This is a genomic window from Achromobacter sp. EG18 (assembly GCF_059759395.1).
In genome coordinates, this window is the sequence record NZ_CM186213.1 from 2,659,181 (window position 1) to 2,681,598 (window position 22,418).

At 70.4% G+C, this 22,418-nt stretch carries 18 protein-coding genes; 14 read left to right on the top strand and 4 right to left on the bottom strand.

Annotated features, from left to right (window positions below; translation table 11 throughout):
• Positions 1 to 10 precede the first annotated feature (10 nt).
• The 8 genes from AC6CR5_RS11960 (at position 11) to AC6CR5_RS11995 (ending at position 11,253) form a co-directional block, all read left to right on the top strand.
• A complete protein-coding gene (locus AC6CR5_RS11960) occupies positions 11 to 1,300 on the top strand; it encodes an acetyl-CoA C-acetyltransferase (protein ID WP_024069823.1) in 1,290 nt (429 codons plus the stop codon).
• Positions 1,300 to 3,234: a 3-hydroxyacyl-CoA dehydrogenase NAD-binding domain-containing protein gene (locus AC6CR5_RS11965; RefSeq protein WP_054470576.1), complete on the top strand. Its 1,935-nt coding sequence runs from the start codon at positions 1,300 to 1,302 to the stop codon at positions 3,232 to 3,234. Before AC6CR5_RS11960 ends, AC6CR5_RS11965 begins: the two co-directional genes overlap by 1 nt.
• Positions 3,235 to 3,332: 98 nt before the next feature.
• Positions 3,333 to 4,643, top strand: coding sequence for an OmpP1/FadL family transporter (locus AC6CR5_RS11970; protein WP_024069825.1), 1,311 nt, complete (start codon positions 3,333 to 3,335; stop codon positions 4,641 to 4,643).
• A gap of 60 nt (positions 4,644 to 4,703) precedes the next feature.
• Positions 4,704 to 7,094 (top strand): 3-hydroxyacyl-CoA dehydrogenase NAD-binding domain-containing protein, encoded by a 2,391-nt coding sequence (locus AC6CR5_RS11975; RefSeq protein WP_498085662.1) that lies wholly within the window; start codon positions 4,704 to 4,706, stop codon positions 7,092 to 7,094.
• A gap of 138 nt (positions 7,095 to 7,232) precedes the next feature.
• Positions 7,233 to 8,432: an acetyl-CoA C-acyltransferase gene (locus tag AC6CR5_RS11980; protein WP_054516209.1), complete on the top strand. Its 1,200-nt coding sequence runs from the start codon at positions 7,233 to 7,235 to the stop codon at positions 8,430 to 8,432.
• An 18-nt stretch (positions 8,433 to 8,450) separates the two neighbouring features.
• Positions 8,451 to 8,999, top strand: coding sequence for a DUF4442 domain-containing protein (locus AC6CR5_RS11985; RefSeq protein ID WP_006387720.1), 549 nt, complete (start codon positions 8,451 to 8,453; stop codon positions 8,997 to 8,999).
• Positions 8,960 to 9,556 (top strand): chalcone isomerase family protein, encoded by a 597-nt coding sequence (locus AC6CR5_RS11990; RefSeq protein ID WP_026384905.1) that lies wholly within the window; start codon positions 8,960 to 8,962, stop codon positions 9,554 to 9,556. The genes AC6CR5_RS11985 and AC6CR5_RS11990 overlap by 40 nt, the downstream gene beginning before the upstream one ends.
• A gap of 2 nt (positions 9,557 to 9,558) precedes the next feature.
• Positions 9,559 to 11,253 (top strand): long-chain-fatty-acid--CoA ligase, encoded by a 1,695-nt coding sequence (locus AC6CR5_RS11995; protein WP_024069828.1) that lies wholly within the window; start codon positions 9,559 to 9,561, stop codon positions 11,251 to 11,253.
• A 43-nt stretch (positions 11,254 to 11,296) separates the two neighbouring features.
• Here the strand turns inward: AC6CR5_RS11995 and AC6CR5_RS12000 are convergent, their stop codons facing one another.
• Both AC6CR5_RS12000 and AC6CR5_RS12005 read right to left on the bottom strand, forming a co-directional pair.
• Positions 11,297 to 12,865 (bottom strand): sulfatase-like hydrolase/transferase, encoded by a 1,569-nt coding sequence (locus AC6CR5_RS12000; RefSeq protein ID WP_498085663.1) that lies wholly within the window; start codon positions 12,863 to 12,865, stop codon positions 11,297 to 11,299.
• Between the two features lie 11 nt (positions 12,866 to 12,876).
• Positions 12,877 to 13,839, bottom strand: a complete 963-nt coding sequence (locus AC6CR5_RS12005) for a tripartite tricarboxylate transporter substrate-binding protein (RefSeq protein WP_371318090.1) — start codon at positions 13,837 to 13,839, stop codon at positions 12,877 to 12,879.
• Positions 13,840 to 13,980: 141 nt separating this feature from the next.
• On the opposite strand from AC6CR5_RS12005, the gene AC6CR5_RS12010 reads away from it, so the two are divergent.
• From AC6CR5_RS12010 to AC6CR5_RS12035, 6 genes are all read left to right on the top strand, one after another.
• Positions 13,981 to 14,496, top strand: coding sequence for a MarR family winged helix-turn-helix transcriptional regulator (locus AC6CR5_RS12010; protein ID WP_058664956.1), 516 nt, complete (start codon positions 13,981 to 13,983; stop codon positions 14,494 to 14,496).
• A 71-nt stretch (positions 14,497 to 14,567) separates the two neighbouring features.
• Positions 14,568 to 16,421 carry an ABC transporter ATP-binding protein gene (locus AC6CR5_RS12015; RefSeq protein ID WP_020928846.1) on the top strand — a complete coding sequence of 618 codons (1,854 nt, stop codon included), beginning with the start codon at positions 14,568 to 14,570 and terminating at the stop codon, positions 16,419 to 16,421.
• Positions 16,422 to 16,571: 150 nt separating this feature from the next.
• Positions 16,572 to 17,600, top strand: a complete 1,029-nt coding sequence (locus tag AC6CR5_RS12020) for a 2-keto-3-deoxygluconate permease (protein ID WP_006387713.1) — start codon at positions 16,572 to 16,574, stop codon at positions 17,598 to 17,600.
• Entirely contained in the window at positions 17,597 to 18,817 is a 1,221-nt protein-coding gene (dtnK, locus tag AC6CR5_RS12025) for a D-threonate kinase (protein WP_498085664.1), read from the top strand. The genes AC6CR5_RS12020 and dtnK overlap by 4 nt, the downstream gene beginning before the upstream one ends.
• Positions 18,814 to 19,866, top strand: coding sequence for a 4-hydroxythreonine-4-phosphate dehydrogenase PdxA (pdxA, locus tag AC6CR5_RS12030; RefSeq protein ID WP_054472788.1), 1,053 nt, complete (start codon positions 18,814 to 18,816; stop codon positions 19,864 to 19,866). The genes dtnK and pdxA overlap by 4 nt, the downstream gene beginning before the upstream one ends.
• Before the next feature lie 4 nt (positions 19,867 to 19,870).
• The gene (locus AC6CR5_RS12035; RefSeq protein WP_024069834.1) at positions 19,871 to 20,764 is read left to right on the top strand and encodes a GntR family transcriptional regulator; all 894 of its coding nucleotides are present in this window, start codon (positions 19,871 to 19,873) and stop codon (positions 20,762 to 20,764) included.
• Positions 20,765 to 20,774: 10 nt separating this feature from the next.
• Here the strand turns inward: AC6CR5_RS12035 and AC6CR5_RS12040 are convergent, their stop codons facing one another.
• Entirely contained in the window at positions 20,775 to 21,545 is a 771-nt protein-coding gene (locus AC6CR5_RS12040) for a CoA-transferase subunit beta (RefSeq protein ID WP_054482955.1), read from the bottom strand.
• The gene (locus AC6CR5_RS12045; RefSeq protein ID WP_498085665.1) at positions 21,538 to 22,392 is read right to left on the bottom strand and encodes a CoA transferase subunit A; all 855 of its coding nucleotides are present in this window, start codon (positions 22,390 to 22,392) and stop codon (positions 21,538 to 21,540) included. Before AC6CR5_RS12045 ends, AC6CR5_RS12040 begins: the two co-directional genes overlap by 8 nt.
• Positions 22,393 to 22,418: the final 26 nt, after the last annotated feature.

Here is a 22,418-nt window from a genome sequence, read left to right on the forward strand (position 1 = left end):
AGGAGATCGGATGGCATTCAAACCGGTATACGTGGTCGACGGCGCCCGCACCCCTTTCCTGAAAGCGCGCTCGGGCCCCGGCCCATTCGCGGCCGGCGACCTGGCGGTGCAGGCCGGACGCGGCCTGTTGTTGCGCCAGCCCTATGCGCCCACGGACCTGGACGAGGTCATCGTGGGCTGCGCCGCGCCCTCGGCCGACGAAGTCAACATCGGCCGCGTGATCGCCCTGCGCCTGGGTTGCGGCAACAAGGTGCCGGGCTGGACGGTGATGCGCAACTGCGCGTCCGGCATGCAGGCCCTGGATTCCGCCATCGCCAACATCCAGACCGGCCGCTCGCAGCTGGTGCTGGCCGGCGGCACCGACGCCCTGTCGCACGCGCCGGTGCTGTTCTCGGACGACATGGTGCGCTGGCTGGCCAGCTGGTACGCGGCCCGCGGCATCGGCGCCAGGCTCGCCACGCTCGGCCGCTTGCGCCTGCGCCACCTGGCGCCGGTGATCGGCCTGCTCAAGGGCCTGACCGACCCCGTGGTGGGCCTGTCCATGGGCCAGACCGCCGAGAACGTCGCCACCCGCTTCGGCATCAGCCGCCAGGCCATGGACGCCTATTCGGCGCAGAGCCACGCGCGCGCGCTGGCCGGGCGCGCCAACGGCGCCTTCGCCGAGATCACGCCGCTGATCGACACCCAGGGCAAGCTGTACCCGGACGACGACGGCGTGCGCGAGGACTCCACGCCCGAAAAGCTGGCCAGGCTCAAGCCGGTGTTCGACAAGCCCTGGGGCAACATCACCGCCGGCAACAGCTCGCAGGTCACCGACGGCGCCGCGATGCTGGTGCTGGCCTCCGAGGAAGCGGTGCGGCGCTGGAACCTGCGACCGCTGGGCCGCATCGTCGACAGCCAGTGGGCCGGCCTGGATCCGGCCATGATGGGCCTGGGGCCGGTGCATGCCGCCACGCCGATCCTGCAACGCCACGGCCTGGGCCTGAATGACCTGGACTTGTGGGAGATCAACGAAGCCTTCGCCGCGCAGGTGCTAGGCTGCCTGGCCGCCTGGCAGGACGAGGCCTATTGCCAGGAACACTTCGGCACGCCGGCCTGGGGCGCGCTCGACCCGGCCCGCCTGAACGTGGACGGCGGCGCCATCGCCATCGGCCATCCAGTCGGCGCCTCGGGCGCCCGCATCGTGCTGCACCTGCTGGAGGCGCTCAAGCGCCGCGGCGCGCGGCGCGGCATGGCCGCCATCTGCATCGGCGGCGGCCTGGGTGGCGCGATGCTGGTCGAAACCTTGGAGAACCGCTAATGAACGCGCTGGAGACGCTCTCGCACTGGCGCCTGGAGCGCGACCCCGACGGCCTGGCGTGGCTGACGTTCGACCGCGCCGGCAGCGCCGTCAACGCCCTGTCGGCCGACACCATGGCGGAACTGGCGACGGTGCTGGACGCGCTCGACGCCCAGCCGCCCAAGGGCCTGGTGATCCGTTCCGGCAAGGCCACCGGCTTCATCGTCGGCGCCGACGTCAATGAATTCGCCGAACTGAACACGCCGGAACAGGGCCGCGCCCTGGTGGCGCGCGGCTGGAACCTGTTCAACCGCCTGGCGGCGGTGCGCTACCCGACGCTGGCGCTGATCCAGGGCCACTGCCTGGGCGGCGGCCTGGAGCTGGCGCTGGCCTGCCGCTACCGCCTGGTGGAAGACGCGCCCGGCGCCTCGCTGGCGCTGCCGGAAGTCATGCTGGGCATCTTCCCCGGCTGGGGCGGCATGCTGCGCCTGCCCGCCGTGATCGGCGCGCCGGCCGCGCTCGACATGATGCTGACCGGCCGCGGCGCCGATGCGCGCCGCGCGGCGGCGCTGGGGCTGGTGGATGCGCGCGTGCCGACCCGCCTGCTGCAGGCGGCGGCGCGCGGCATGGTGCTGTCGGGCAAGCCGCCGCGGCGCGCGCGCGGCCTGGGCGCCTGGCTGAACCGCTGGCCGCTCAAGGCGGTGGCCGCCAACCGCGCCCGCAAGCAGGTCGCCGCCAAGGACCCGCTGGGTCACTACCCGGCCGCGCCGGCCATCATCGAACTCTGGGAAAAGCACGGCGGCAACGCCTTGCAGGCGCCCGCGCTGATCGACACCATCATCGCTTCGGACACCGCCCGCAACCTGCTGCGCGTGTTCCGGCTGCAGGAACGCCTGAAGGCCAACGGCCGCCAGGCCGGCATCGCCCCGGTGCGCCACGTGCACGTGGTCGGCGCCGGCGTGATGGGCGGCGACATCGCCGCCTGGTGCGCGCTCAAGGGCCTGACCGTGACACTGCAGGACCAGGACATGACCCGCATCGCGCCCGCCATCAAACGCGCCGCGGCCCTGTTCTCGCGCCGCCTGAAGGACCGCCGCGCGGCCCGCGCCGCCTTCGACCGGCTGGTGCCCGATCCCGCCGGCGGCGGCGTGCCGCTGGCCGACGTGGTGATCGAGGCCATCAGCGAGAGCCCCGAGGCCAAGCGCGGCTTGTACCAGTCGCTGGAGCCGCGCATGAAGGCCGACGCGCTGCTGGCCACCAACACCTCCAGCCTGTCGCTGGAAACGCTGGGCGCCGGCCTGGCGCGGCCCGAGCGGCTGGTCGGCATCCACTTCTTCAACCCCGTGGCCAAGATGCCGCTGGTGGAAGTGGTGCATGCGGACGGCACCGCCGCCGACACGCTGGCGCGCGCCAGCGCCTTCGTCGGCCAGATCGGCAAGCTGGCCCTGCCGGTGCGCAGCGCGCCCGGCTTCCTGGTCAACGCCGTGCTGGCGCCCTACATGCTGCAGGCCATGCGCAGCGTCGACGAAGGCGTGTCGCCCGCCGCCGTGGACGCGGCCATGGTGGCGTTCGGCATGCCCATGGGGCCGCTGGAACTGGCCGACACCGTCGGCCTGGACATCGCCCGCGCGGCGGGCCAGGAACTGGCCGGCGGCGCCGAGCCGCCGCGCTGCCTGGCCGAGAAGCTGGCGCGCGGCGACCTGGGCAAGAAGAGCGGCCGCGGCTTCTACACCTGGCGCGACGGCAAACCGGTAAAGGACGGCCAGGGCGCCGCCCGCGCGCCGGCCGGCCTGGCCGAACGCCTGATCCAGCCCTTGGTGGACGCCACCCGCGAGCGGGTCGAGGCCGGCGTGGTGGCCGATGCCGACCTGGCCGACGCCGGCGTGATTTTCGGGACCGGGTTCGCGCCGTTCACGGGCGGACCCCTGCATTACCAGAGCAGTCGCAGTGCGTAGCGCAGTAGAGAACCGGCGTATGCCGAGAGATTAGACCGGGCCGACGAGACCGGCAGTGCCATAGAGACACACATATCCAACATCGAGGAGGCAGTACCATGAGCAGACGTTCATTGTCCCTGAGCACCCTGTCCGCCATTGTGGTCGGCCTGGGCGCCACCAGCGCCGCCCACGGCGCCGGCTTTCAGCTCCTGGAGCAGAATGCCAGCGGCCTGGGCAACGCTTATGCGGGCTCGGCGGCAAATCCGGAAAACGCCAGCATCATCTACTACAACCCCGCAGGCATGACCTACCTGCCCGGCATCAATGTCTCGGGCGGCGTCAACCTGATCAAGCCGTCGTTCAAGTTCTCGGACAACGGTGACAGCCGCAATCCCACCGCGCTGGGCGGCACCCGACCCACCGGCGGCGACGGCGGCGACGCCGGCAACCTGGGGGTCGTGCCCAACCTCTACGGCTCGTGGCAGCTGAGCGAAAAGTGGTTCATCGGCCTGGGCATCGGCGCGCCGTTCGGCCTCATGACCGAATACGACGACGGCTGGGCCGGCCAATACCACTCGAACAAGTTCGAGATCAAGACGATCAACATCAATCCCTCGATCGCCTACAAGGTCAACGAGAAATTCTCGATGGGCTTCGGCGTGAACTGGCAGCACATCGACGCCAACTACAAGAAGAAGACCGTGGTGCCCGTGGCCCTGCCCGGCGGCCGCACGGTCTTCACCAACGGCGACGCCGACCTCAACCTGAAGGGCGATGCCTGGGGCTGGAACGTGGGCTTCATGCTGCAACCCACCGAAGACACCCGCATCGGCCTGTCGTACCGTTCCAAGATCAAGCACACCGCCAAGGGCGACACCGATATCGACCACATCGGCCCCACCGGCCAGTCGGTCTCGTTCGACGCCAAGGCCTCGGTCGACCTGCCCGATACGCTGATCCTGAGCGCCACCCATCAGCTCAACGAGAAGTGGGAACTGCTGGGCGACATCTCGTGGACCGGCTGGAGCAGCATCCCCGACCTGAAGATCCGCAACTCCGGCACCGGCGCGCGCGATGACGACCTGCCGCTGAACTTCCGCGACACCTGGCGCATCGCCGTGGGCACGACCTACAAGTTCGCGCCGGACTGGAAGTGGAAGTTCGGCCTGGCCTACGATCAATCGCCGGTCCACAAGGCCGAGGACCGGCCCACCTCGCTGCCCGACAACGACCGCTACTGGTTCTCGACGGGCGTGCAGTGGCAGGCCACCAAGAGCACCACGCTGGACCTGGGCTATACCTATCTGTACCTGCGCAAGACGGATATCGACACCACGTCCGGCAACGCGCTGACGAAGGGCCGCGTCGCGGGCACCTATGACAGCAGCGGCCACATCTTCGGCCTGCAGCTGTCGTCCCGCTTCTAGCCTTGCCGGGGCGGATGACGGGCCGGTCCCGTCTTCCGCCCGCATTTTCAGGAGACTTCCTTGAGCAAGTTCGTCGTCAAACACGTCGCCGTGCTGGGTGCCGGCGTCATGGGCGCGCAGATCGCCGCCCACCTGGCCAACGCCGGCGTGCCCGTCACGCTGTTCGACCTTGCGGCGCCCGAAGGCGACCGCAACGGCATCGTCAAGAAGGCGCTGGCCGGCCTGAAGAAGCTCGAGCCCGCGCCGCTGGCCAGCGCCTCGCGCCTGGCCCTGATCACCCCGGCCAACTACGACGACCATATCGAACAGCTGCGCGGCTGCGACCTGATCATCGAAGCCATCGCCGAGCGCATGGACTGGAAGACCGCGCTGTACGAGCGCATCGCGCCGCACGTCGCGCCCGGCGCCATCATCGCCTCCAATACCTCCGGCCTGTCGATCGACGCGCTGGCCAACGCCCTGCCGGCCGCGCTGCGCGACCGCTTCTGCGGCATCCATTTCTTCAATCCGCCGCGCTACATGCGGCTGGTGGAAATCATCGCCACCGCGCACACCCAGGCGCCGGTGCTGGACCAGCTCGAAACCTGGCTGACCTCCACCCTGGGCAAGGGCGTGATCCGCGCGCTCGACACGCCCAACTTCGTGGCCAACCGCATCGGCGTGTTCTCGATCCTGGCCGCCATGCACCACACCCAGCGCCTGGGGCTGGGCTTTGACGAGGTCGACGCCCTCACCGGCCCCAGGATCGGCCGCCCCAAGAGCGCCACCTACCGCACCGCCGACGTGGTCGGCCTGGACACGCTGGCCCACGTGGTCGGCACCATGGACAAGAACCTGCCCGACGATCCCTGGCACCGCTATTTCACGCTGCCCGCCTGGCTGTCGGCCCTGATCGCCAAGGGCGCGCTGGGCCAGAAGAGCGGCGCCGGCGTCTACCGCAAGGCCGGCCGCGAAATCCAGGTGCTGGACCTGCAAGCGCAGGACTACCGCCCCAGCGCCGGCAAGCTCGCCGACGAGGTCGCCGCCCTGCTCAAGGAACGCGATCCGGCCAGGCGCTTCGCCGCGCTGCGCGCCAGCGACCATCCGCAGGCCCAGTTCCTGTGGAGCCTGTTCCGCGACATCTTCCACTACAGCGCGGTGCAGCTCGGCCAGGTGGCCGACAACGCCCGTGACCTGGACCTGGCCATGCGCTGGGGCTTCGGCTGGGCCCAGGGCCCGTTCGAGACCTGGCAGGCCGCCGGCTGGCAGGCCATCGCCCGCGCCGTGGCCGAGGACATCGCCGCCGGCCGCGCCATGAGCGACGCACCGCTGCCGGCCTGGGCCCTGGAGCCCGACCGCCAGGGCGTGCACACGCCCGCCGGCTCGTATTCGGCGCGCAGCGGCAAGCTGCACCCGCGCTCGGCGCTGCCGGTCTACCGGCGCCAGCTGTTCCCCGAGCGCGTGTTCGGCGAAGGCCCCGACGACCGCGGCACCACGGTGTGGGAAAACGAAGGCGTGCGCCTGTGGAACCTGCCCGAGGTCGACGCCGGCATCGCCATCCTGTCGGTCACGTCCAAGAACCACACGCTGGGCGCCGAGGTGCTGGAAGGCATCCTGCAGGCCGTGGCGCGCGCCGAGCGCGAGTTCGACGGCCTGGTGATCTGGCATGACGCCCCGTTCGCCGTGGGCGCCAACCTGCAGCAGGTGTCCGAAGCCTGCGCCGCCGGCCAATGGGACATGCTGGAAGCCACTGTCGAGAAGTTCCAGCGCACCTCGCAGGCCTTCAAGTACGCGCAGATCCCCACCGTGGCGGCCGTGCAGGGCATGGCGCTGGGCGGCGGCTGCGAATTCCTGATGCATGCCTCGCACCGCGTGCTGGCGCTGGAAAGCTACATCGGCCTGGTCGAGGCCGGCGTCGGCCTGATCCCGGCCGGCGGCGGCAGCAAGGAATTCGCCGGCCGCGCCGCCGCGCTGGCGGCAAAGACGGCCACGCCCGGCGAGGTGTTCCCGTTCCTGCAACCGGTGTTCCAGACCATCGCCATGGCGCGGGTCGCCAAGAGCGCCATCGAGGCCGTGGACCTGGGCTTCGCGCGCGAGCAGGACATCGTGCTGTTCCATCCGGGCGAGCTGCTGTTCGTGGCCATCGGCCAGGCGCGCGCCGCCGCCACCGCCGGCTACACGCCGCCGCCGCGCCTGCAGGACGTGCCCGTGGCCGGCCGCAACGGCATCGCCAACTTCGAGATGGTGCTGGTCAACATGCGCGAAGGCGGCATGATCAGCGCCCACGACTACCGCGTGGCCCGCAGCGCCGCCGTCGCGCTTTGCGGCGGCGAGGTCGAGACCGGCGCCAAGGTCGACGAGGAATGGCTGCTGGCGGTCGAACGCAAGGAGTTCGTGGCGCTGCTGCGCACGCCCGAGACCCAGGCCCGCATCCGCCACACGCTCGACACGGGCAAGCCATTGCGGAACTGACTCCCCCCCGAGGCGCCTTGCGGCGCTTCCCCCCAGGGGGCGCCGGTGGCGGACCGGCAAAGCCGGATCCGCGCGGCCCCGCTTGTGGGGGACCGTGGTGTGCATAGAGGGTGATCGTTATGGATACGAGGAAATGATATGAGCAAGCAGATTCAAGAGGCTTACATCGTTGCGGCGACGCGGCTGCCGGTGGGCAAGCGCAATGGGGTGTATGCCACCACCCGGCCCGACGACATGCTGGCGGCGGCGCTGCAGGGCGTGTTGAAGCAGACGCCGTGGCTGGATCCGGCGCGCATCGACGACGTCATCACCGGCTGCGCCATGCCGGAAGCCGAACAGGGCATGAACGTGGCGCGCATCGGGCTATTGCTGGCCGGCCTGCCGCAAAGCGTGGCCGGCGTCACCGTCAACCGCTTCTGCGCGTCGGGCCTGCAAGCGGTGGCCGACGCCGCCGCCCGCATCCGCAGCGGCGAGGTCGACATCATGATCGGCTCGGGCACCGAGTCGATGAGCGCCATGCCGCAGATCATGGGCAACAAGGTGTCGCTCAACCCGGCCATCTTCTCGCATCCCGAGAACGTCGGCATGGCCTTCGGCATGGGCCTGACCGGCGAGAAGGTGGCCGAGCAATGGAAGGTGTCGCGCGAAGACCAGGACGCCTTCGCGCTGGCCTCGCAGCAGAAGGCCAACGCCGCCATCGCCGCCGGCCACTTCCGCGCCGAGACCACGCCGTTCGAGGTGGTGACGCGCCTGCCCGGCGGCTCCAAGGGCGACGTGCGCGAAAGCCGCCGCCTGGTCGAAGTCGACGAAGGCCCGCGCCCCGACAGCAGCGCCGAAGGACTGGCGCGGCTCAAGCCCGTGTTCGCCGCGCGCGGCAGCGTCACCGCCGGCAACAGCTCGCAGATGTCGGACGGCGCCGCCGCCGTGGTGCTGGTGTCCGAGCGCGTGCTGCGCGAGTTCAACCTCAGCCCGATGGCGCGCTTCGTCAGCTATTCGGTGGCCGGCGTGCCGCCGGAAATCATGGGCATCGGCCCCATGGCCGCCATCCCCAAGGTGCTGGCGCGCGCCGGCATCGCCCAGGACGACCTGGACTGGATCGAACTGAACGAGGCCTTCGCCGCGCAATCGCTGGCGGTGATCCGCGAACTCAAGCTCGATCCGTCCAAGATCAACCCGCTGGGCGGCGCCATCGCGCTGGGCCACCCGCTGGGCGCGACCGGCGCGATCCGCACCGCCACGCTGATGCACGGCCTGCGCCGCACCGGCGGCAAGTACGGCATGGTGACGATGTGCATCGGCACCGGCATGGGCGCGGCCGGCCTGTTCGAGGCCATGTGACCGAGGCGATGTAAAGCGGTGAAGCCCTATTGGTTCAAACGCCTGTCGCCGGCCTGGCGCGCGCGCCTGATGCGGGTGGGATTCAACCTGCATCCGGCGTTCCGCGCCACCGGCGGCCGGGTGCTGCACGTGTCGCACGATTTCCAGCACATCCGCATCAAGCTGCCCCTGCTGCGGCGCACGCGCAACATCGTGGGCTCGATGTACGGCGGCTCGCTGTTCGCGGTGACAGACGGCGCCCATCCCACCATGCTGATGGCGGCGCTGGGCGCGGACCACATCGTGTGGGACAAGGCCGCATCCATCCGCTACCGCAAGCCCGCCTATACCACGCTGTATGTGGACTTCCGGCTGCCGCCGGGAGAAATCGCGGACATACGCAAGATCCTTGCGCGCGACCACGAGACCACCCGGACCTACACCGTGGAATTGAAAGACAAGGACGGCGTCGTCTACGCCGTCGTGGAACGCACGATCTACATCGCCGACAAGAAGTACTACAAGCAGAAAACCACTGGAGGAGACCCATGCGTGACATCATCCCCGGAGGGCGCGCCGCCGCCCTGAGCCTGGTCCTGGCCGCCTGCCTGGCGGCCGCCCCCGCGCTGGCCGCCGACGTGGAAGTGGCTGGTGTGCGCGTCCCCGCGCAGTTGTCCGAAGGCGGCCAGGCGCTGGTGCTGAACGGCGCCGGCCTGCGCACCAAGTTCGTCGTCAAGGTCTACGTGGCGGCGCTGTATGCCGGCGCCAAAAGCCAGGACGCCGCGGCCTTGATCAACAGCAACGCGCCGCGCCGCATGCGCCTGCAACTCTTGCGCGATGTCGACAGCAAGAGCCTGGACGCGGCGCTGCAGGAAGGATTGCGCGACAATACGTCCAAACAGGAACTCGCCGCCCTGCAACCGTCCGCCGCGCGCCTGTCCGCCCTGATGGCCGAGATCGGCTCGGCCCGCGAAGGCGACGTGATCGACCTGGACTTCGATGCCCGCGGCGTGACGATCACCGACAACGGCAGGCAGCGCGGGCGCATCGACGACCCCGCCTTCGGCCGCGCGCTGCTGCGTGTCTGGCTGGGCGACAATCCGGCGCAATCCTCCCTGAAAAAAGCCCTGTTGGGAGCCCCGTAAAGATGGAACGAATCTGGCAAAAGAGCTACCCCGCGGGCGTGCCCAGGGACATCGAGCTCGACAGCGCCACCACGCTGGTCTCGATCGCGCGTGACAGCTGCCGGCGGTTCGCGGACAAGCCCGCGTACCTGAGCATGGGCAAGACCATGACCTACGCCGAACTCGACCGCCTGACGCGCGACTTCGCCGCCTGGCTGCACGCCAACGGCCTGCGCAAGGGCGACCGGGTGGCGCTGATGATGCCCAACCTGCTGCAATATCCGGTCTGCCTGTTCGGCACGCTGCGCGCCGGCTGCGTCGTGGTCAACTGCAACCCGCTGTACACCGCCCACGAACTGGAGCACCAGCTGGCCGACGCCGGCGCGCGCGCCATCGTGGTGGCCGACAACTTCGCCGCCACGCTGCAGAAGGCGTTGCCCAACACCCCGGTCGAGAAAGTGCTGGTGACCTCGATCGGCGAACTGCTCAGTCCGCTCAAGGGCCGCCTGGTGGACTTCGTGGTACGGCGCGTCAAGCGCATGGTGCCGGCCTGGTCGATCCCCGGCGCCCTGCGCCTGGGCCAGGCGCTGCGGGCCGGCCGCGACGCGCCCTTCGAGGAAGTCGCGCTGACCCAGGACGACCTGGCCTGCCTGCAATACACCGGCGGCACCACTGGCGTGGCCAAGGCCGCCATGCTGACCCACCGCAACCTGGCCGCCAACGTCACCCAGGCCCACGCCTGGATCAAGCCGCTGGTCAAGGATGGCGAGGAATGCATCGTCACGGCGTTGCCGCTCTACCATATCTTCGCGCTCACGGCGAACTGCCTGGCCTTCATGAAGATCGGCGCCAGCAACCTCCTCATCATCAATCCGCGCGACATCCCCGGGCTGATCAAGGAGATGGCCAAGGTGCCTTTCAGCGCCTTCACCGGCGTCAACACACTGTTCAACGCCCTGCTCAACCATCCCGACTTCGCCAAACTGGATTTCTCGCGCCTGCGGCTGACCATGGGCGGCGGCATGGCGGTGCAGCGCGCCGTGGCCGAGCGCTGGCTGGCCGTCACCGGCCGCTCGCTGGCGCAGGCCTATGGCCTGACCGAGACCTCGCCGGCGGTGACCATCAACCCGCTCGACGTCAAGGCCTTCACCGGCTCCATCGGCCTGCCGGTGCCATCGACCGACCTGTCAATCCGCGACGATGACGGACGCGAACTGGGCGTGGGCGAACGCGGCGAGATCTGCGTGCGCGGCCCGCAGGTGACGCAGGGCTACTGGAACCGGCCCGACGAGACCGCGCTGGTGATGACGCCCGATGGCTACCTGCGCACCGGCGACATCGGCTACGTCGACGAAACCGGCTACGTTTTCCTGGTCGACCGCAAGAAGGACATGATCCTGGTGTCCGGCTTCAACGTCTATCCCAACGAGGTCGAGGACGCCGCGGCGCTGCATCCCGGCGTGCGCGAAGTGGCGGCCATCGGCGTGCCCGACGAACGCTCGGGCGAGGCGGTCAAGCTGTACGTGATCCGCAAGGATCCGAACCTGGACGCCGAAACGCTGATCGCGCATTGCCGCACCCAGCTCACCGGCTACAAGGTGCCGCGCTACATCGAGTTCCGCGACGACCTGCCGCGCACCAACGTCGGCAAGATCCTGCGGCGCGAACTCAAGCCGGCCACGGCCGACGCGCCGCACAAGGATACGGCCGGCGCCTGACGCCGGCCCGGGCGCGGCGGCGGGCGCCGCCGCCCCTGCCCGCTCACCACTGCCCGAAGAACACCCCGGCGCGCTTGTGCGCATTGGTGCCCTGCTCGACCGCCGCGTCGCTCATGGTGGTGCGGCGCTTGCCGCGCAGCATCCAGTCCAGCAGGCGCTCGCGCAGCTGCGCCCGCACCGGCGCATGCGCGGCGCTGGCGCCCAGGTCCTGGAACTCGTCGGGATCGGCCTGCAGGTCATACAACTGCTCGGGCTCGTCCAGCCAGTACACGTAGCGCCAGCGGTCGGTGCGCACCGACCAGGCGCGCGCGTTCTGCGGGGTCTTGCCGCGCAGGATGCGGGCCTGGCGGAAACTGTAGTCCAGCTCCGAGAACACGCAGTCGCGCCATGGCTCGTCCGCGGCGCGGCCGTGCAGCACGGTCTGCAATTCGCGCCCTTCCAGCCGGTGCCAGGGCCGCGGCGCCTCCAGCGCGCGCAGCACCGTCGGCACCAGGTCCACGCTTTCCACCATGTCCGCCAGCGCCTGGCCGCGGGTGGCGTCGGCCGCCGCCGACGGGTCCATGACGATGAAGGGCACCCGCTGCACGGTGTCGTAGAACAGTTCCTTCTCGCCCAGCCAGTGGTCGCCCAGGAAATCGCCATGGTCCGCCGTGAACACAATCAACGTGTTGCGCATCAGGCCCGCGCCTTCCATGTAGTCGAACAGCCGCCCCAGGTGGTCGTCGAGCTGGCGGATCAGGCCCTGGTAGGCCGGGCGCACCACGCGCACGCACTCGTCGGTCGAGAAGCTGACGCTTTCCTCGTGCTGGCGATAGGCCGCCACCACCGGATGCGCGCCGGCCAGTTCCTCGCGGTTGCGCCGCACCGGCAGGCACTGGTCGGCCGTGTAGCGCTGGTGGTAGGGCGCCGGCGCCATGTAGGGCCAGTGCGGCTTGACGTAGCTCAGGTGCAGCACCCAGGGCTGGCCGCCGCGCTGCTGCATGAAGCGCAGCGCCTGGTCGGTCATGTAGGCGGTTTCGGAGTGCGGCTCGGCCACGCGCGACGGCAGGTGCACGTTGCGCATGTTCCAGCCGCTGACCACCTGGCCGCGCGCGTCGACGCCGGCGATAACGTAGTCGGTCCAGGGATCGGCGCTGTCGTAGCCCTGGCTGCGCAGGAAGGCGGGATAGCCGCTTTCCTTGCCCGGCTCGTGGTGGCCGTCGTAGCGGTCGACCTCGATGAAGCCGCCGCGCGACAGCAGCGCGCCCAGCTCTGAGCCGCCGTCGATCGACAGGCGCTCCATGCCGGCGCGGTCGGGAATGACGTGGGTCTTGCCCGCCAGCGCCAGGTCGCGCCCCTGCCCGGCCAGGTACTCGCCCAGCGTGATCTCGTTGACCGACAGCGGCACCCGGTTCCAGGTGGCGCCGTGGCGCGAGGGATAGCGGCCCGTGTAATAGCTCATGCGCGACGGCCCGCAGACGCCGGAATTGACGAAGGCGCGGTCGAAGCGCGCGCCACGCGCGGCCAGGGCGTCCAGGCTGGGCGTCCGCAAATAGGGATGGCCATAGCAGCTCAGGTGGTCCGCCCGCAGCTGGTCGGCCATGATGAACAGCACATTCTGCACGGTACTCATCGTCGCCCGCCCTATTGCGTCGCGGTGAAGCCGGAGGCCTTCACCACTGGTTCCCATTGGGCCCGGTAGGCATCCAGGTCGCGTCCGGTGGCCGCCGCATCGGCCGCCACCGGCTCCAGGTACGAGTCTCGCACCGCCTGCTGCATGGCGGGCTCGCGCATCACGGCGGCGATATCCTCGCCCAGCCGGACGGCCTTGGCCGGCGCCATCGCGGACGAGGCGAAGAAGGCATTCCAGCCATCGGCCGCCAGGTCCACGCCGGCCTCGCGGAAGGTGGGCACGTCGGCCAGCTCCGGGGCGCGCGCCTCGCCCGAGGTCGCCAGGATGCGGATCTTGCCGGCGCGGTGTTGCGGCAACAGCGTGTCCAGGGTGTCGACGGCCTGCGGCAGGATGCCGCCGATGAGCTCGGAAATCAGCGGCGCCGAACCGCGATAGCCCACCACCTCGGGTTCCTGCTTGAGCTCGCGGCCCAGCATCAACGCGAAGAAATGCGGCAGGCTGCCGGTGGCGGGCACGCCCACCGTGAACTGGCGCGGGTGGTCGCGCAGCCACTGGCGCAATCCGGCCACATCGTGGATCGGCGAATTGGCCGCCACCGCCAGCGCGAACTTGTAGCGGCTGACCAGCGACACCGGCTGGAAATCGCGGCGGGCATCGTAGCCCGGCTCGGCATAGACCAGCGGCGCCACCACCATCACCGCCGGATTGGCCAGCATCAGCACGTTCTGGCGCGCGGCCAGCGCATGCAGGCCCTGGGCCGCGATGCGGCCGCCGGCGCCGGTCTTGTTCTCGACCACCACCGTGACGCCGAGCCGGTCCTTCAGGCGGTCGGCCACCAGCCGCGCGACGCGGTCGGAACTGCCCCCCGGCGGATAGCCCACCACGATGGTCAAGGCGCCATCCAGCGGCGCCTGCTGGGCACAGGCCGGCGCGGCCGAAGCCGCCGCAAGCGCCGCGAATGCGACGCGGGATATCCAATTACGCACGCTAGTCTCCCTGGTGACAACGGCCCGCTGTCGGTTATGTTTGTGCTTGCCGGGCCTGGGCCTGGATAGGCGAGACGACTGTAGCGCCGCGAAGATTGCTTGATCTAATCCAGTACTTGCCATAACGATATGACCCACCCCGTCGAACACCCCCTGGCCGGGATGCTGATGTACCAGCTGTACCAGGCCTGGGCGCAGTCCAACCCCGTTTTCGTGCGCCTGTGCGAAGGCCGTTTCGGCATCACCCGGCGCGAATGGCGCCTGCTGGCCTGTGCGATCGAGGGCGGCATCATGACCTCGGCCGAACTGGCGGCCGCCGCCAAGCTCGACCTGGCCCGCACCTCTCGCACCCTGGGTTCGCTGTGTGAAAAGGGCTGGCTGCGGCGCCTGCCCGACAGCGCGGATCGGCGCGTGGTGCGCATCGAGGCCACCGCCGAGGGCCTGGACCGCTACCGCGCCCTGCTGCCGGAGGTCCTGCGCCTGAACGACCTGCTGGTGCAGGACCTGGACGCCGCCGAGGTCGCCCTGCTGCGCGACCTGCTGACCCGCATCGAGCGGCGCGGCCGGCGCATGGCGCAGGACAACCTCATCACCGACAAGGCCAGCCGGCGCGAAGGCGGAACGCGGCGCGCGCAATACGGATGACGGCACCCAGCCCCTTTATTTTTAAGGGGTTACCCTGATACGCTTGGGCGGCCTCCTTCTACGGACCTGCCATGCCCGGCGCAAAATCGAACCCCGTCTTTCGCTACTTCGAAAACCTGATCGACCCGTTCCGCGACGCCCCCGACATCACCCCGCCGGGACGCGTGCTGCGCTTCTACGCCTATTACCTGTGGCAGGTCTGGCCGATCTTCGCCATCCTGCTGCTGGTGGGCCTGGCGGGCGCGCTGGTGGAAGTGGCGCTGTTCAGCTTCCTGGCCGACCTGGTCGACATGGCGCAGCACACCGCGCCGGCCGACTTTTTCCGCGAACACGCCTACACGCTGGTGTGGATGGCGTTCGTGGTGATGGTGCTGCGGCCGCTGTCGATCGCCGCGCACGACCTGCTGTCGCACCAGACCATCTCGCCCAGCCTGACCACGCTGGTGCGCTGGCAGAACCACCGCTACGTGCTGAACCAGGGCCTGGCGTTCTTTCACAACGACTTCGCCGGCCGCGTCGCCAACCGCGTGCTGCAGACCGGCAATTCGCTGCGTGATTCGGCGGTGCAGTCGGTGGACGCGCTGTGGCACGTCATCCTGTACGCCGCCAGCGCGCTGTACCTGTTCGCCGAGGCCGACTGGCGCCTGGTGATTCCGCTGGTGCTGTGGATCGCCATCTACTGCGGCATGCTGGCGTACTTCGTGCCGCGCATGCAGTCGCGCGCCGTCATCGCCTCGGAGGCGCGCTCCAGGCTGATGGGCCGCATCGTCGACGGCTACACCAACATCTCCACGCTCAAGCTGTTCGCCCACGCCCGCCGCGAAGAAGACTACGCGCGCCAGGCCATGACCGAGCAGACCGAAAAGCAGCGCCTGTCGACCCGCGTCATCACCGCCATGGACGTGTCCATCAACACGCTCAACGGCATCCTGATCGCCAGCACCGCCGGCCTGGCGCTGTGGCTGTGGAGCATCGGCAGCATCAGCCTGGGCGCGATCACGCTGGCGCTGGGCCTGGTGATCCGCATCAACAACATGTCCGCCTGGATCATGTGGGAAGTTAACGGCATCTCGGAAAACGTCGGCATCGTGCAGGACGGCCTGGCCACCATCTCGCAGCCACGCCAGGTGCTCGACCGGCCCGACGCCGTGCCCTTGCGCATCACGCAGGGCGAGGTGCGCTTCGAGGACATGTCGTTCCACTACGGCAGCGGCCGCCAGATCATCCCGCACCTGGACCTGACCGTGCGCGCCGGCGAGAAAATCGGCCTGATCGGCCCGTCGGGCGCCGGCAAGTCGACCCTGGTCAACGTGCTGCTGCGGCTGTACGACCTGGAAGGCGGGCGCATCCTGATCGACGGCCAGGACATCGCCGGCGTCACCCAGGAAAGCCTGCGTTCGCAGATCGGCGTGGTCACCCAGGACACCTCGCTGCTGCACCGCTCGATCCGCGACAACCTGCTGTACGGCCGGCCCGACGCCAGCGAGGCGCAGTTGCGCGACGCCATCGACCGCGCTCGCGCCGCCGAATTCATCGACGCGCTGGTCGACGGCGACGGCCGCCGCGGCCTGGACGCCCACGTCGGCGAGCGCGGCGTCAAGCTGTCGGGCGGCCAGCGCCAGCGCATCGCCATCGCCCGCGTGCTGCTCAAGGACGCGCCCATCCTGATCCTGGACGAAGCCACCTCGGCGCTCGATTCCGAGGTCGAGGCCGCGATCCAGGAAAGCCTGGAGGCGCTGATGCGGGGCAAGACCGTCATCGCCATCGCGCACCGCCTGTCCACCATCGCCCGCATGGACCGGCTGGTCGTGCTGGACGGCGGGCGCATCGTCGAATCCGGCACCCATGCCAGCCTGATCGCCCAGGGCGGGCTGTACGCGCGGCTGTGGAGCCACCAGACGGGGGGGTTCGTCGGGCTGGACTGAGCCGGCGGGCGGACGTCGCGCTGGCGCCACACGGGAAGACCCTGTACGTACATGCTGTACGTACAGGTGTACACTGACGGCTTTCAACCCCCTGACAGACGCACGCATGAACGTCTGCGCCGCGAGAAAATCCCCCTGGAGACTCCGATTGTGACGACCGCAACCCCCCGTTCGCCCTTCTTTGGCACAATGCAGAAAATCCCTGGCGGCCTGATGCTGGTACCGCTGATCCTGGGTTCGCTGCTCGGCACCTTCGCGCCCGACGCGCTGGCCATCGGCGGCTTCACCACCGCCCTGTTCAAGAACAGCGCCCTGCCGCTGATCGCGCTGCTGATCTTCGCCACCGGCACCCACGTCAATGCGCGCACCGGCGGCCCGATCCTGGCCACCGCCGGCACCATCCTGCTGATGAAGACGCTGGTTCCGGCCACCCTTATCATCATCCTGGGCAGCTACGTCGGCCTGGACGGCGTGCTGGGCGTGTCGATCCTGGCCATGCTGGCCGCCTTCGACAACAGCAACGGCGGCCTGTGGCTGGCCTACACCGGCCAGTACGGCGACGCCCGCGACCGTGGCGCCTACGTCGCCAGCGCGGTCAACGACGGCCCCTTCTTCAGCCTGCTGTTCCTGGGCGCCTCGGGCCTGGCCGACATCCCCATGATCGCCCTGGTGGCGGCGCTGGTGCCGTTCCTGCTGGGCGTGCTGGTCGGCAACCTCGATCCCAAATGGCGCGACGTGCTCAAGCCCGTGCCCAACATCGTCATCCCGTTCTTCGCCTTCGCGCTGGGCACCGGCATCAACCTGGGCGCGGTCGTCAATGGCGGCGTCACCGGCCTGATCCTCGGCCTGATCATCAGCCCGATCACCGGCGGCCTGGTCTACCTGGGCTATCGCCTGATCCTGCGCCGCGGCGGCAAGAGCGGCCTGGGCTTCGCGGCCGGCACCACCGCCGGCAACGCCATCGCCACGCCCGCCGTGGTCGCGGCCGCCGACCCCAACTTCCAGCAATACGTCTCGACCGCCACCGCGCAGGTCGCCGCCTGTGTGCTGATCAGTTCGATCCTGGCGCCGGTGCTGGCCTCGTACTTCCTCAAGCGCGCCGGTGAACTCAAGTCCGAGGACGCCGCCGACGACGCGGCGGCCGGCGGCTACCGCGAGGCGCGCGGGGAGGCCCTTTGAATCCCGCCATCGCCATCGTCGCCGACGACCTGACCGGCTCCGGCGACACCGCCGTGCAGTTCGTGCGGGCCGGCTGGACCACCCGTCTGTCGATCGACGGCGCGCACGAGGCGCTGGCCGCGCCGGCCGCCGACGACGTCGACGTGCTGGCGGTCACCACCCACAGCCGCGCCCTGCCCGCCGCGCAGGCGGGCGCGGTGATCCGGCGCAACGTCGAGCGGCTGCGCGCCGCCGGCGTCGCCCGCCTGTACAAGAAAGTGGACTCGACGCTGCGCGGCGCCTTCAAGGCCGAGATCGACGCGGCGCGCGAGGCCTGGGGCGCGGATGCCATCGCGGTGGTGTGCCCGGCGTTCCCCGCCACCGGCCGCACCGTGGAAGACGGCGTGCTGATGGTCGGCGGCCAACCCGTCACCGCCACGTCGGCCGCCACCGACCCGGTCACGCCCGTGACCGAAAGCCATATCCCGACCCTGCTGGGCTGCGCCCACGTCGCGGCCAAGGCGGGTGAATCGCCCGAATCGCTGGCCGCGCGCATCGCGCAGGCCGGCGCCACGGTGGTGGTCGACGCCCGCGACGACGCCGACCTGGAACGCCTGGCCCGCGCCATCGGCATCCTGGGGCCGCGCGCCCTGCCGGTGGGCGCCGGCGGCCTGGCGGTGCCGCTGGCCCGTGTCTGGGCCGGCGCCGACCAGACCGCCCCTGTGGTCGTGGTGGTGACCTCGCAGCACAGCGCCGCCCGCGCGCAGGCCGCCGCGCTGCAAGCCGCCGGCGCGCGCACCTGGGCGCCGCAACTGGCGGACCTGGCCGATGACGCCGCCTGGCGCGCCTGGTGCGAACCGCGGCTGCGCGCCCACGCGCAGGACGGCGCCGACGCCGCCGGCACCCTGCTGTTGCTGGCCCCCGCCGGCCAGCGCGAAGGACTCGATTCCGACACCGTGGCGCAGCGCCTGGGCACGCTGGCCGCGCAGGCCATCGGCGCCTCGCGCGCCGCCGGCGTAGTCGCCACCGGCGGCGACGGCGCGCGCCAGGTGCTGCTGGCGCTGGGCGCCAGCGGCATCGCCCTGGTGGATGAAGTGATGGGCGGCGTGCCCCTGGGCACGCTGACCGGAGGCACGGCCGACGGCCTGCCCGTGGTGACCAAGGCCGGCGGCTTTGGCGCCGAAGACGTACTGGTTCGCGCCGTGCGCGCGATCCGCGACAGGAGATTCAAGCGATGACACAAACCCCCGCCCCCAAGCTGCCGCTCTTGGCCGTCACCCTCGGCGACGTGGCCGGCATCGGGCCGGAGATCACGGCCAAGATGCTGATGGGCCATGACGAACTGCGCCAGAAGGCGCGCCTGGTCGTGATCGGCGATGTCGACGTGATGGCCAACGCGGTACGCAGCCTCGGCGGCGATCCCGCCATAGTGCGCCGCGTCGAACGCCCCGCCGACGCCACCAACACGCCCGGCACCATCGAAGTGCTGCAGGCCGGCCCGTCGCTGGGCCACGTCAAGCTGGGCGAGATCAGCGCCGACGCCGGCGACGGCTCGGTGCGATTCGTCACCACCGCCTGCGCCCTGGCGCGCGCCGGCGAGGTCGACGGCATCGTCACCGCCCCGCTCAACAAGGCCGCCATGCACGCCGCCGGCCACAAATGGCCCGGCCACACCGAATTGCTGGCGCACGAATTCGGCGTCAAGACCTTCTCGCTGGTGCTGTCCGCCGGCGACCTCTACATCTTCCACGCCACTACCCACGTGTCGCTGCGCCAGGCCATCGAGGACCTGACCCCGGCGCGCATGCGCGCGGTGCTGCGTCTGGCCGGCTCGTTCGCCAAGGCCCTGGGCCGCGGCGACCGCCCGGTGGCGGTGTCGGGCCTGAACCCGCACGCCGGCGAAAACGGCATCTTCGGCACCGAGGACGCCGACATCCTGGCGCCCGCCGTAGCCGAGGCCAACGCCGCCGGCATCCTGGCCGCCGGCCCGATCCCGGCCGACGCGCTGTTCCCGCAGGCGGTGCGCGGCAAGTGGCAGTTCGTGATCGCCTGTTACCACGACCAGGGCCACGCCCCCTTCAAGGCCGTCTATGGCGACGACGGCGTTAACATCACCGTCGGCCTGCCGGTGGTGCGCGTGTCGGTCGATCACGGCACCGCGTTCGACATCGCGGGCCAGGGCATCGCCCGCGAAGACAGTCTGATCCTGGCCGCCGAGCGCGCCGCGCATCTGGCCCCCGGCTGGACGCATGTATGGGAAACTGCGCGGGCTCAAACAGGAGGTTGATTGCATGGCGCCCGCCAACGCTGAAGATTTGCCCGCGCTGGACCGTTCCGGCGACGTGCCGCTGCACGCCCAGGTGGCGGCGCTGCTGCGCGGCTACATCCGCACCCGCAAGCTCGGCGCCGGCGCGCTGCTGCCCAGCGAAGCCGCCTTGTGCGAACGCTTCGGCGTGGCCCGCAGCGTGGTGCGCCAGGCCTTGTCGGCGCTGGCGGCGGAAGGGCTGATCCAGCGCGAGGCGGGACGGCCCGCGGTCGTCGCCACGCCGCGCGAGCATCGCCGCCTGGTGCAGCGTTCCACCGGCCTTTACGAACAGTTCGCGCAGTCCGGCGTGGCGCTCAAGACACGCGTGCTGGGCCTGGCGCCGGGCGAAGCGCCCAAGGCCGTGATCGAGTTCTTCGGCACCGCCGATCTGCTGCTGCTGGAACGGCTGCGACACGTGGCCGATGCGCCGTTGGCCTATGTGCGCACGTGGCTGCCGGCCGCCGCCGTCCCCGGCCTGCGCGCCGACGACCTGGCCGATGCCTCGCTGCACGGCGTGCTGACGCGGCGTTTCGGCCTGCATCCCGGCGCCGGCCGCAACCAGATCCGCGCGGTGGCCGCCGATGCCGCCTTGGCCGCGCTGCTGCAGACCGACACCGGCACGCCGCTGCTGATGCTGGAAGGCCAGGGCATGGACCAGCATGGCAAGCCGCTGGAATGGTTCAGCACCTGGCATCGCGCCGAACAACTGGTGTTCGACGTCGACGTCAGCGTCGGCCACGAAAGCGTGCAGCCGCGCCTGCGCGACGCGGCCGTGGCCGGCGTCGAGGCGGCGGCCGACAGCCACGATCCGCTGGCGCGCGCCCAGGCGCTGGTGGCCGAACTCTCGGCGGAACTGGCGCGCCTGCGCGCCGGCTCCTAGCTCCTGGCGGCTAGCGGGCGCCAACGCCCTTGTCGGCGGGCGCGTCGGGACGCAACGTCACCGCCGCGTCGCGCTCGAAGCGTCCATCCGCATCCAGTTCGCGCAAGGCGCGCCGCTCCGCCTGCGTCGGCGGCGGCGTCGGGCCGGCGCCCTGCGCGTCGAAGTCGAACGCCGTGCGCTCGCGCACTTCCTCCAGGCTGGATTCGGGGTGCCAGGACTGCAGCGCCAGCCGGCCGTCGCGCCTGACGAACACCGCGATCGGCGTCGCCACGCCGGCGAATCCGCCGCCCGAGGTCACGAAGTCCAGCCTGTCGACGAACACCCGGCGCGAATGCTCGGTACGCCAGGTGCAGCAACGCCGCGCCGTCGGCGTCATCACCGCGCCGCCGCCCCCTCCGGGCAGGCGCACCTTGGGCGCGTGCCAGTCGCCGATGCAGGAATTGTTGGCGCGGCCCGCGCCATCGATCTGGGCCGCGCCCAGGAACGCCAGGTCCATGCGGCCGCGCGTGCACAGGTCGTAGAAATCCTCGTTGGCGAAGATCGACGCGCTGTGCTCGGCCAGCACGGGATCGGAACTGGACAAGGGGATATGCGAGGGCCGCGGATCGACCCCGCCGGCCACGTTGATGTAGACGTAGTCCCAGTCGTAGGCGCGCTTGGCCAGCAGGCAGGCCAGCATCGGCAAGGTCGAATTCACGCCGCTGAAGGTGATCTCGTCGGGCCGGATGAAGCGCGCCAGATTGGTGACGATGTACGAAAACCCCGACCATTGCTCAGCCATTCGCCTCTCCCGCGTGCGTCCGCGCCTGGGCCCGCATTTCCGGCGCCGAGGCCAGGTGCGCCGCCAGGTCGCCGTCCTTGTCCATGTAGGCCTGCACCGCCGGATAGTCGATGGCATAGTCCGGCCAGCATGAGCCGGGCCAGGCCGAGCGCGGCAGCACCGTGTACGCCTGCACCATGAAAAACGGCACCAGCGTGGCTTCGGGCTGCGCCTCGAACACCGCGCTGTCCACCCGCTTCTCGGCCACCACCAGCACGCTGCCGGCGGCGCGCGACATGATGCGGTCCCAGTGCGCCGTGCCGTGCACCCGCACATTGCCGCGCGCATCCACTTCCGAGGCCTGGATCACGGCAAAGTCCGGCCGCACCGCCGGGATCACCCAGGTGCGCTCGCCGCTGCCATAGGGATCGTCCAGGCAGTGCCAGCCGTTCAGCGCCGGCAGGTCGCTGCCGTGCAGGCCGCCGCAGGGCTGGAACGGCACGCCATAGGCGGCGGCCCGCAGGCCCGCCGTCAGGCTGGCGCAGGCGTGCTCCTCCAGCTCGACCTCGCCGCGCTCGATGGCCTTGCGGTACCACGGCGCCAGGCCGAAGTTGCCTTCCATCGCCACGATGCCCGCGCGCACGCGCCGCAGCGCGCCGGCGCGGCAAAGGATGTCGACGTCATAGCCCGGCGACTGTTTGACCAGTTCCAGGTTGCGCCGCCCTTGGCGGACCAGTTCGCGCACGAAGGCGAACGGCCCCCGGTGCAGGAAGCTGCCGCCCAGGGCGATCGACGCGCCGTCCGGCACCAGCGCGGCCAGTTCGGCCAGCGAGCGCTGCTTGTGTGCCTGATTGAATCCCGAACCCATGCCGTCTCCTCGCCAGGGCCTGTTCA

What these genes read in the sequence shown, in the direction of transcription:
- AC6CR5_RS11965 (WP_054470576.1), top strand. Translation starts at nt 1,300, where the DNA reads ATGAACGCGCTGGAGACGCTCTCGCACTGGCGCCTGGAGCGCGACCCC.
- pdxA (WP_054472788.1), top strand. Translation starts at nt 18,814, where the DNA reads ATGACACAAACCCCCGCCCCCAAGCTGCCGCTCTTGGCCGTCACCCTC.
- AC6CR5_RS12015 (WP_020928846.1), top strand. Translation starts at nt 14,568, where the DNA reads ATGCCCGGCGCAAAATCGAACCCCGTCTTTCGCTACTTCGAAAACCTG.
- AC6CR5_RS11980 (WP_054516209.1), top strand. Translation starts at nt 7,233, where the DNA reads ATGAGCAAGCAGATTCAAGAGGCTTACATCGTTGCGGCGACGCGGCTG.
- AC6CR5_RS11960 (WP_024069823.1), top strand. Translation starts at nt 11, where the DNA reads ATGGCATTCAAACCGGTATACGTGGTCGACGGCGCCCGCACCCCTTTC.
- AC6CR5_RS12040 (WP_054482955.1), bottom strand. Translation starts at nt 21,545, where the DNA reads ATGGCTGAGCAATGGTCGGGGTTTTCGTACATCGTCACCAATCTGGCG.
- AC6CR5_RS12035 (WP_024069834.1), top strand. Translation starts at nt 19,871, where the DNA reads ATGGCGCCCGCCAACGCTGAAGATTTGCCCGCGCTGGACCGTTCCGGC.
- AC6CR5_RS11990 (WP_026384905.1), top strand. Translation starts at nt 8,960, where the DNA reads ATGCGTGACATCATCCCCGGAGGGCGCGCCGCCGCCCTGAGCCTGGTC.
- AC6CR5_RS12045 (WP_498085665.1), bottom strand. Translation starts at nt 22,392, where the DNA reads ATGGGTTCGGGATTCAATCAGGCACACAAGCAGCGCTCGCTGGCCGAA.
- AC6CR5_RS11970 (WP_024069825.1), top strand. Translation starts at nt 3,333, where the DNA reads ATGAGCAGACGTTCATTGTCCCTGAGCACCCTGTCCGCCATTGTGGTC.
- AC6CR5_RS12010 (WP_058664956.1), top strand. Translation starts at nt 13,981, where the DNA reads ATGACCCACCCCGTCGAACACCCCCTGGCCGGGATGCTGATGTACCAG.
- AC6CR5_RS11995 (WP_024069828.1), top strand. Translation starts at nt 9,559, where the DNA reads ATGGAACGAATCTGGCAAAAGAGCTACCCCGCGGGCGTGCCCAGGGAC.
- AC6CR5_RS12000 (WP_498085663.1), bottom strand. Translation starts at nt 12,865, where the DNA reads ATGAGTACCGTGCAGAATGTGCTGTTCATCATGGCCGACCAGCTGCGG.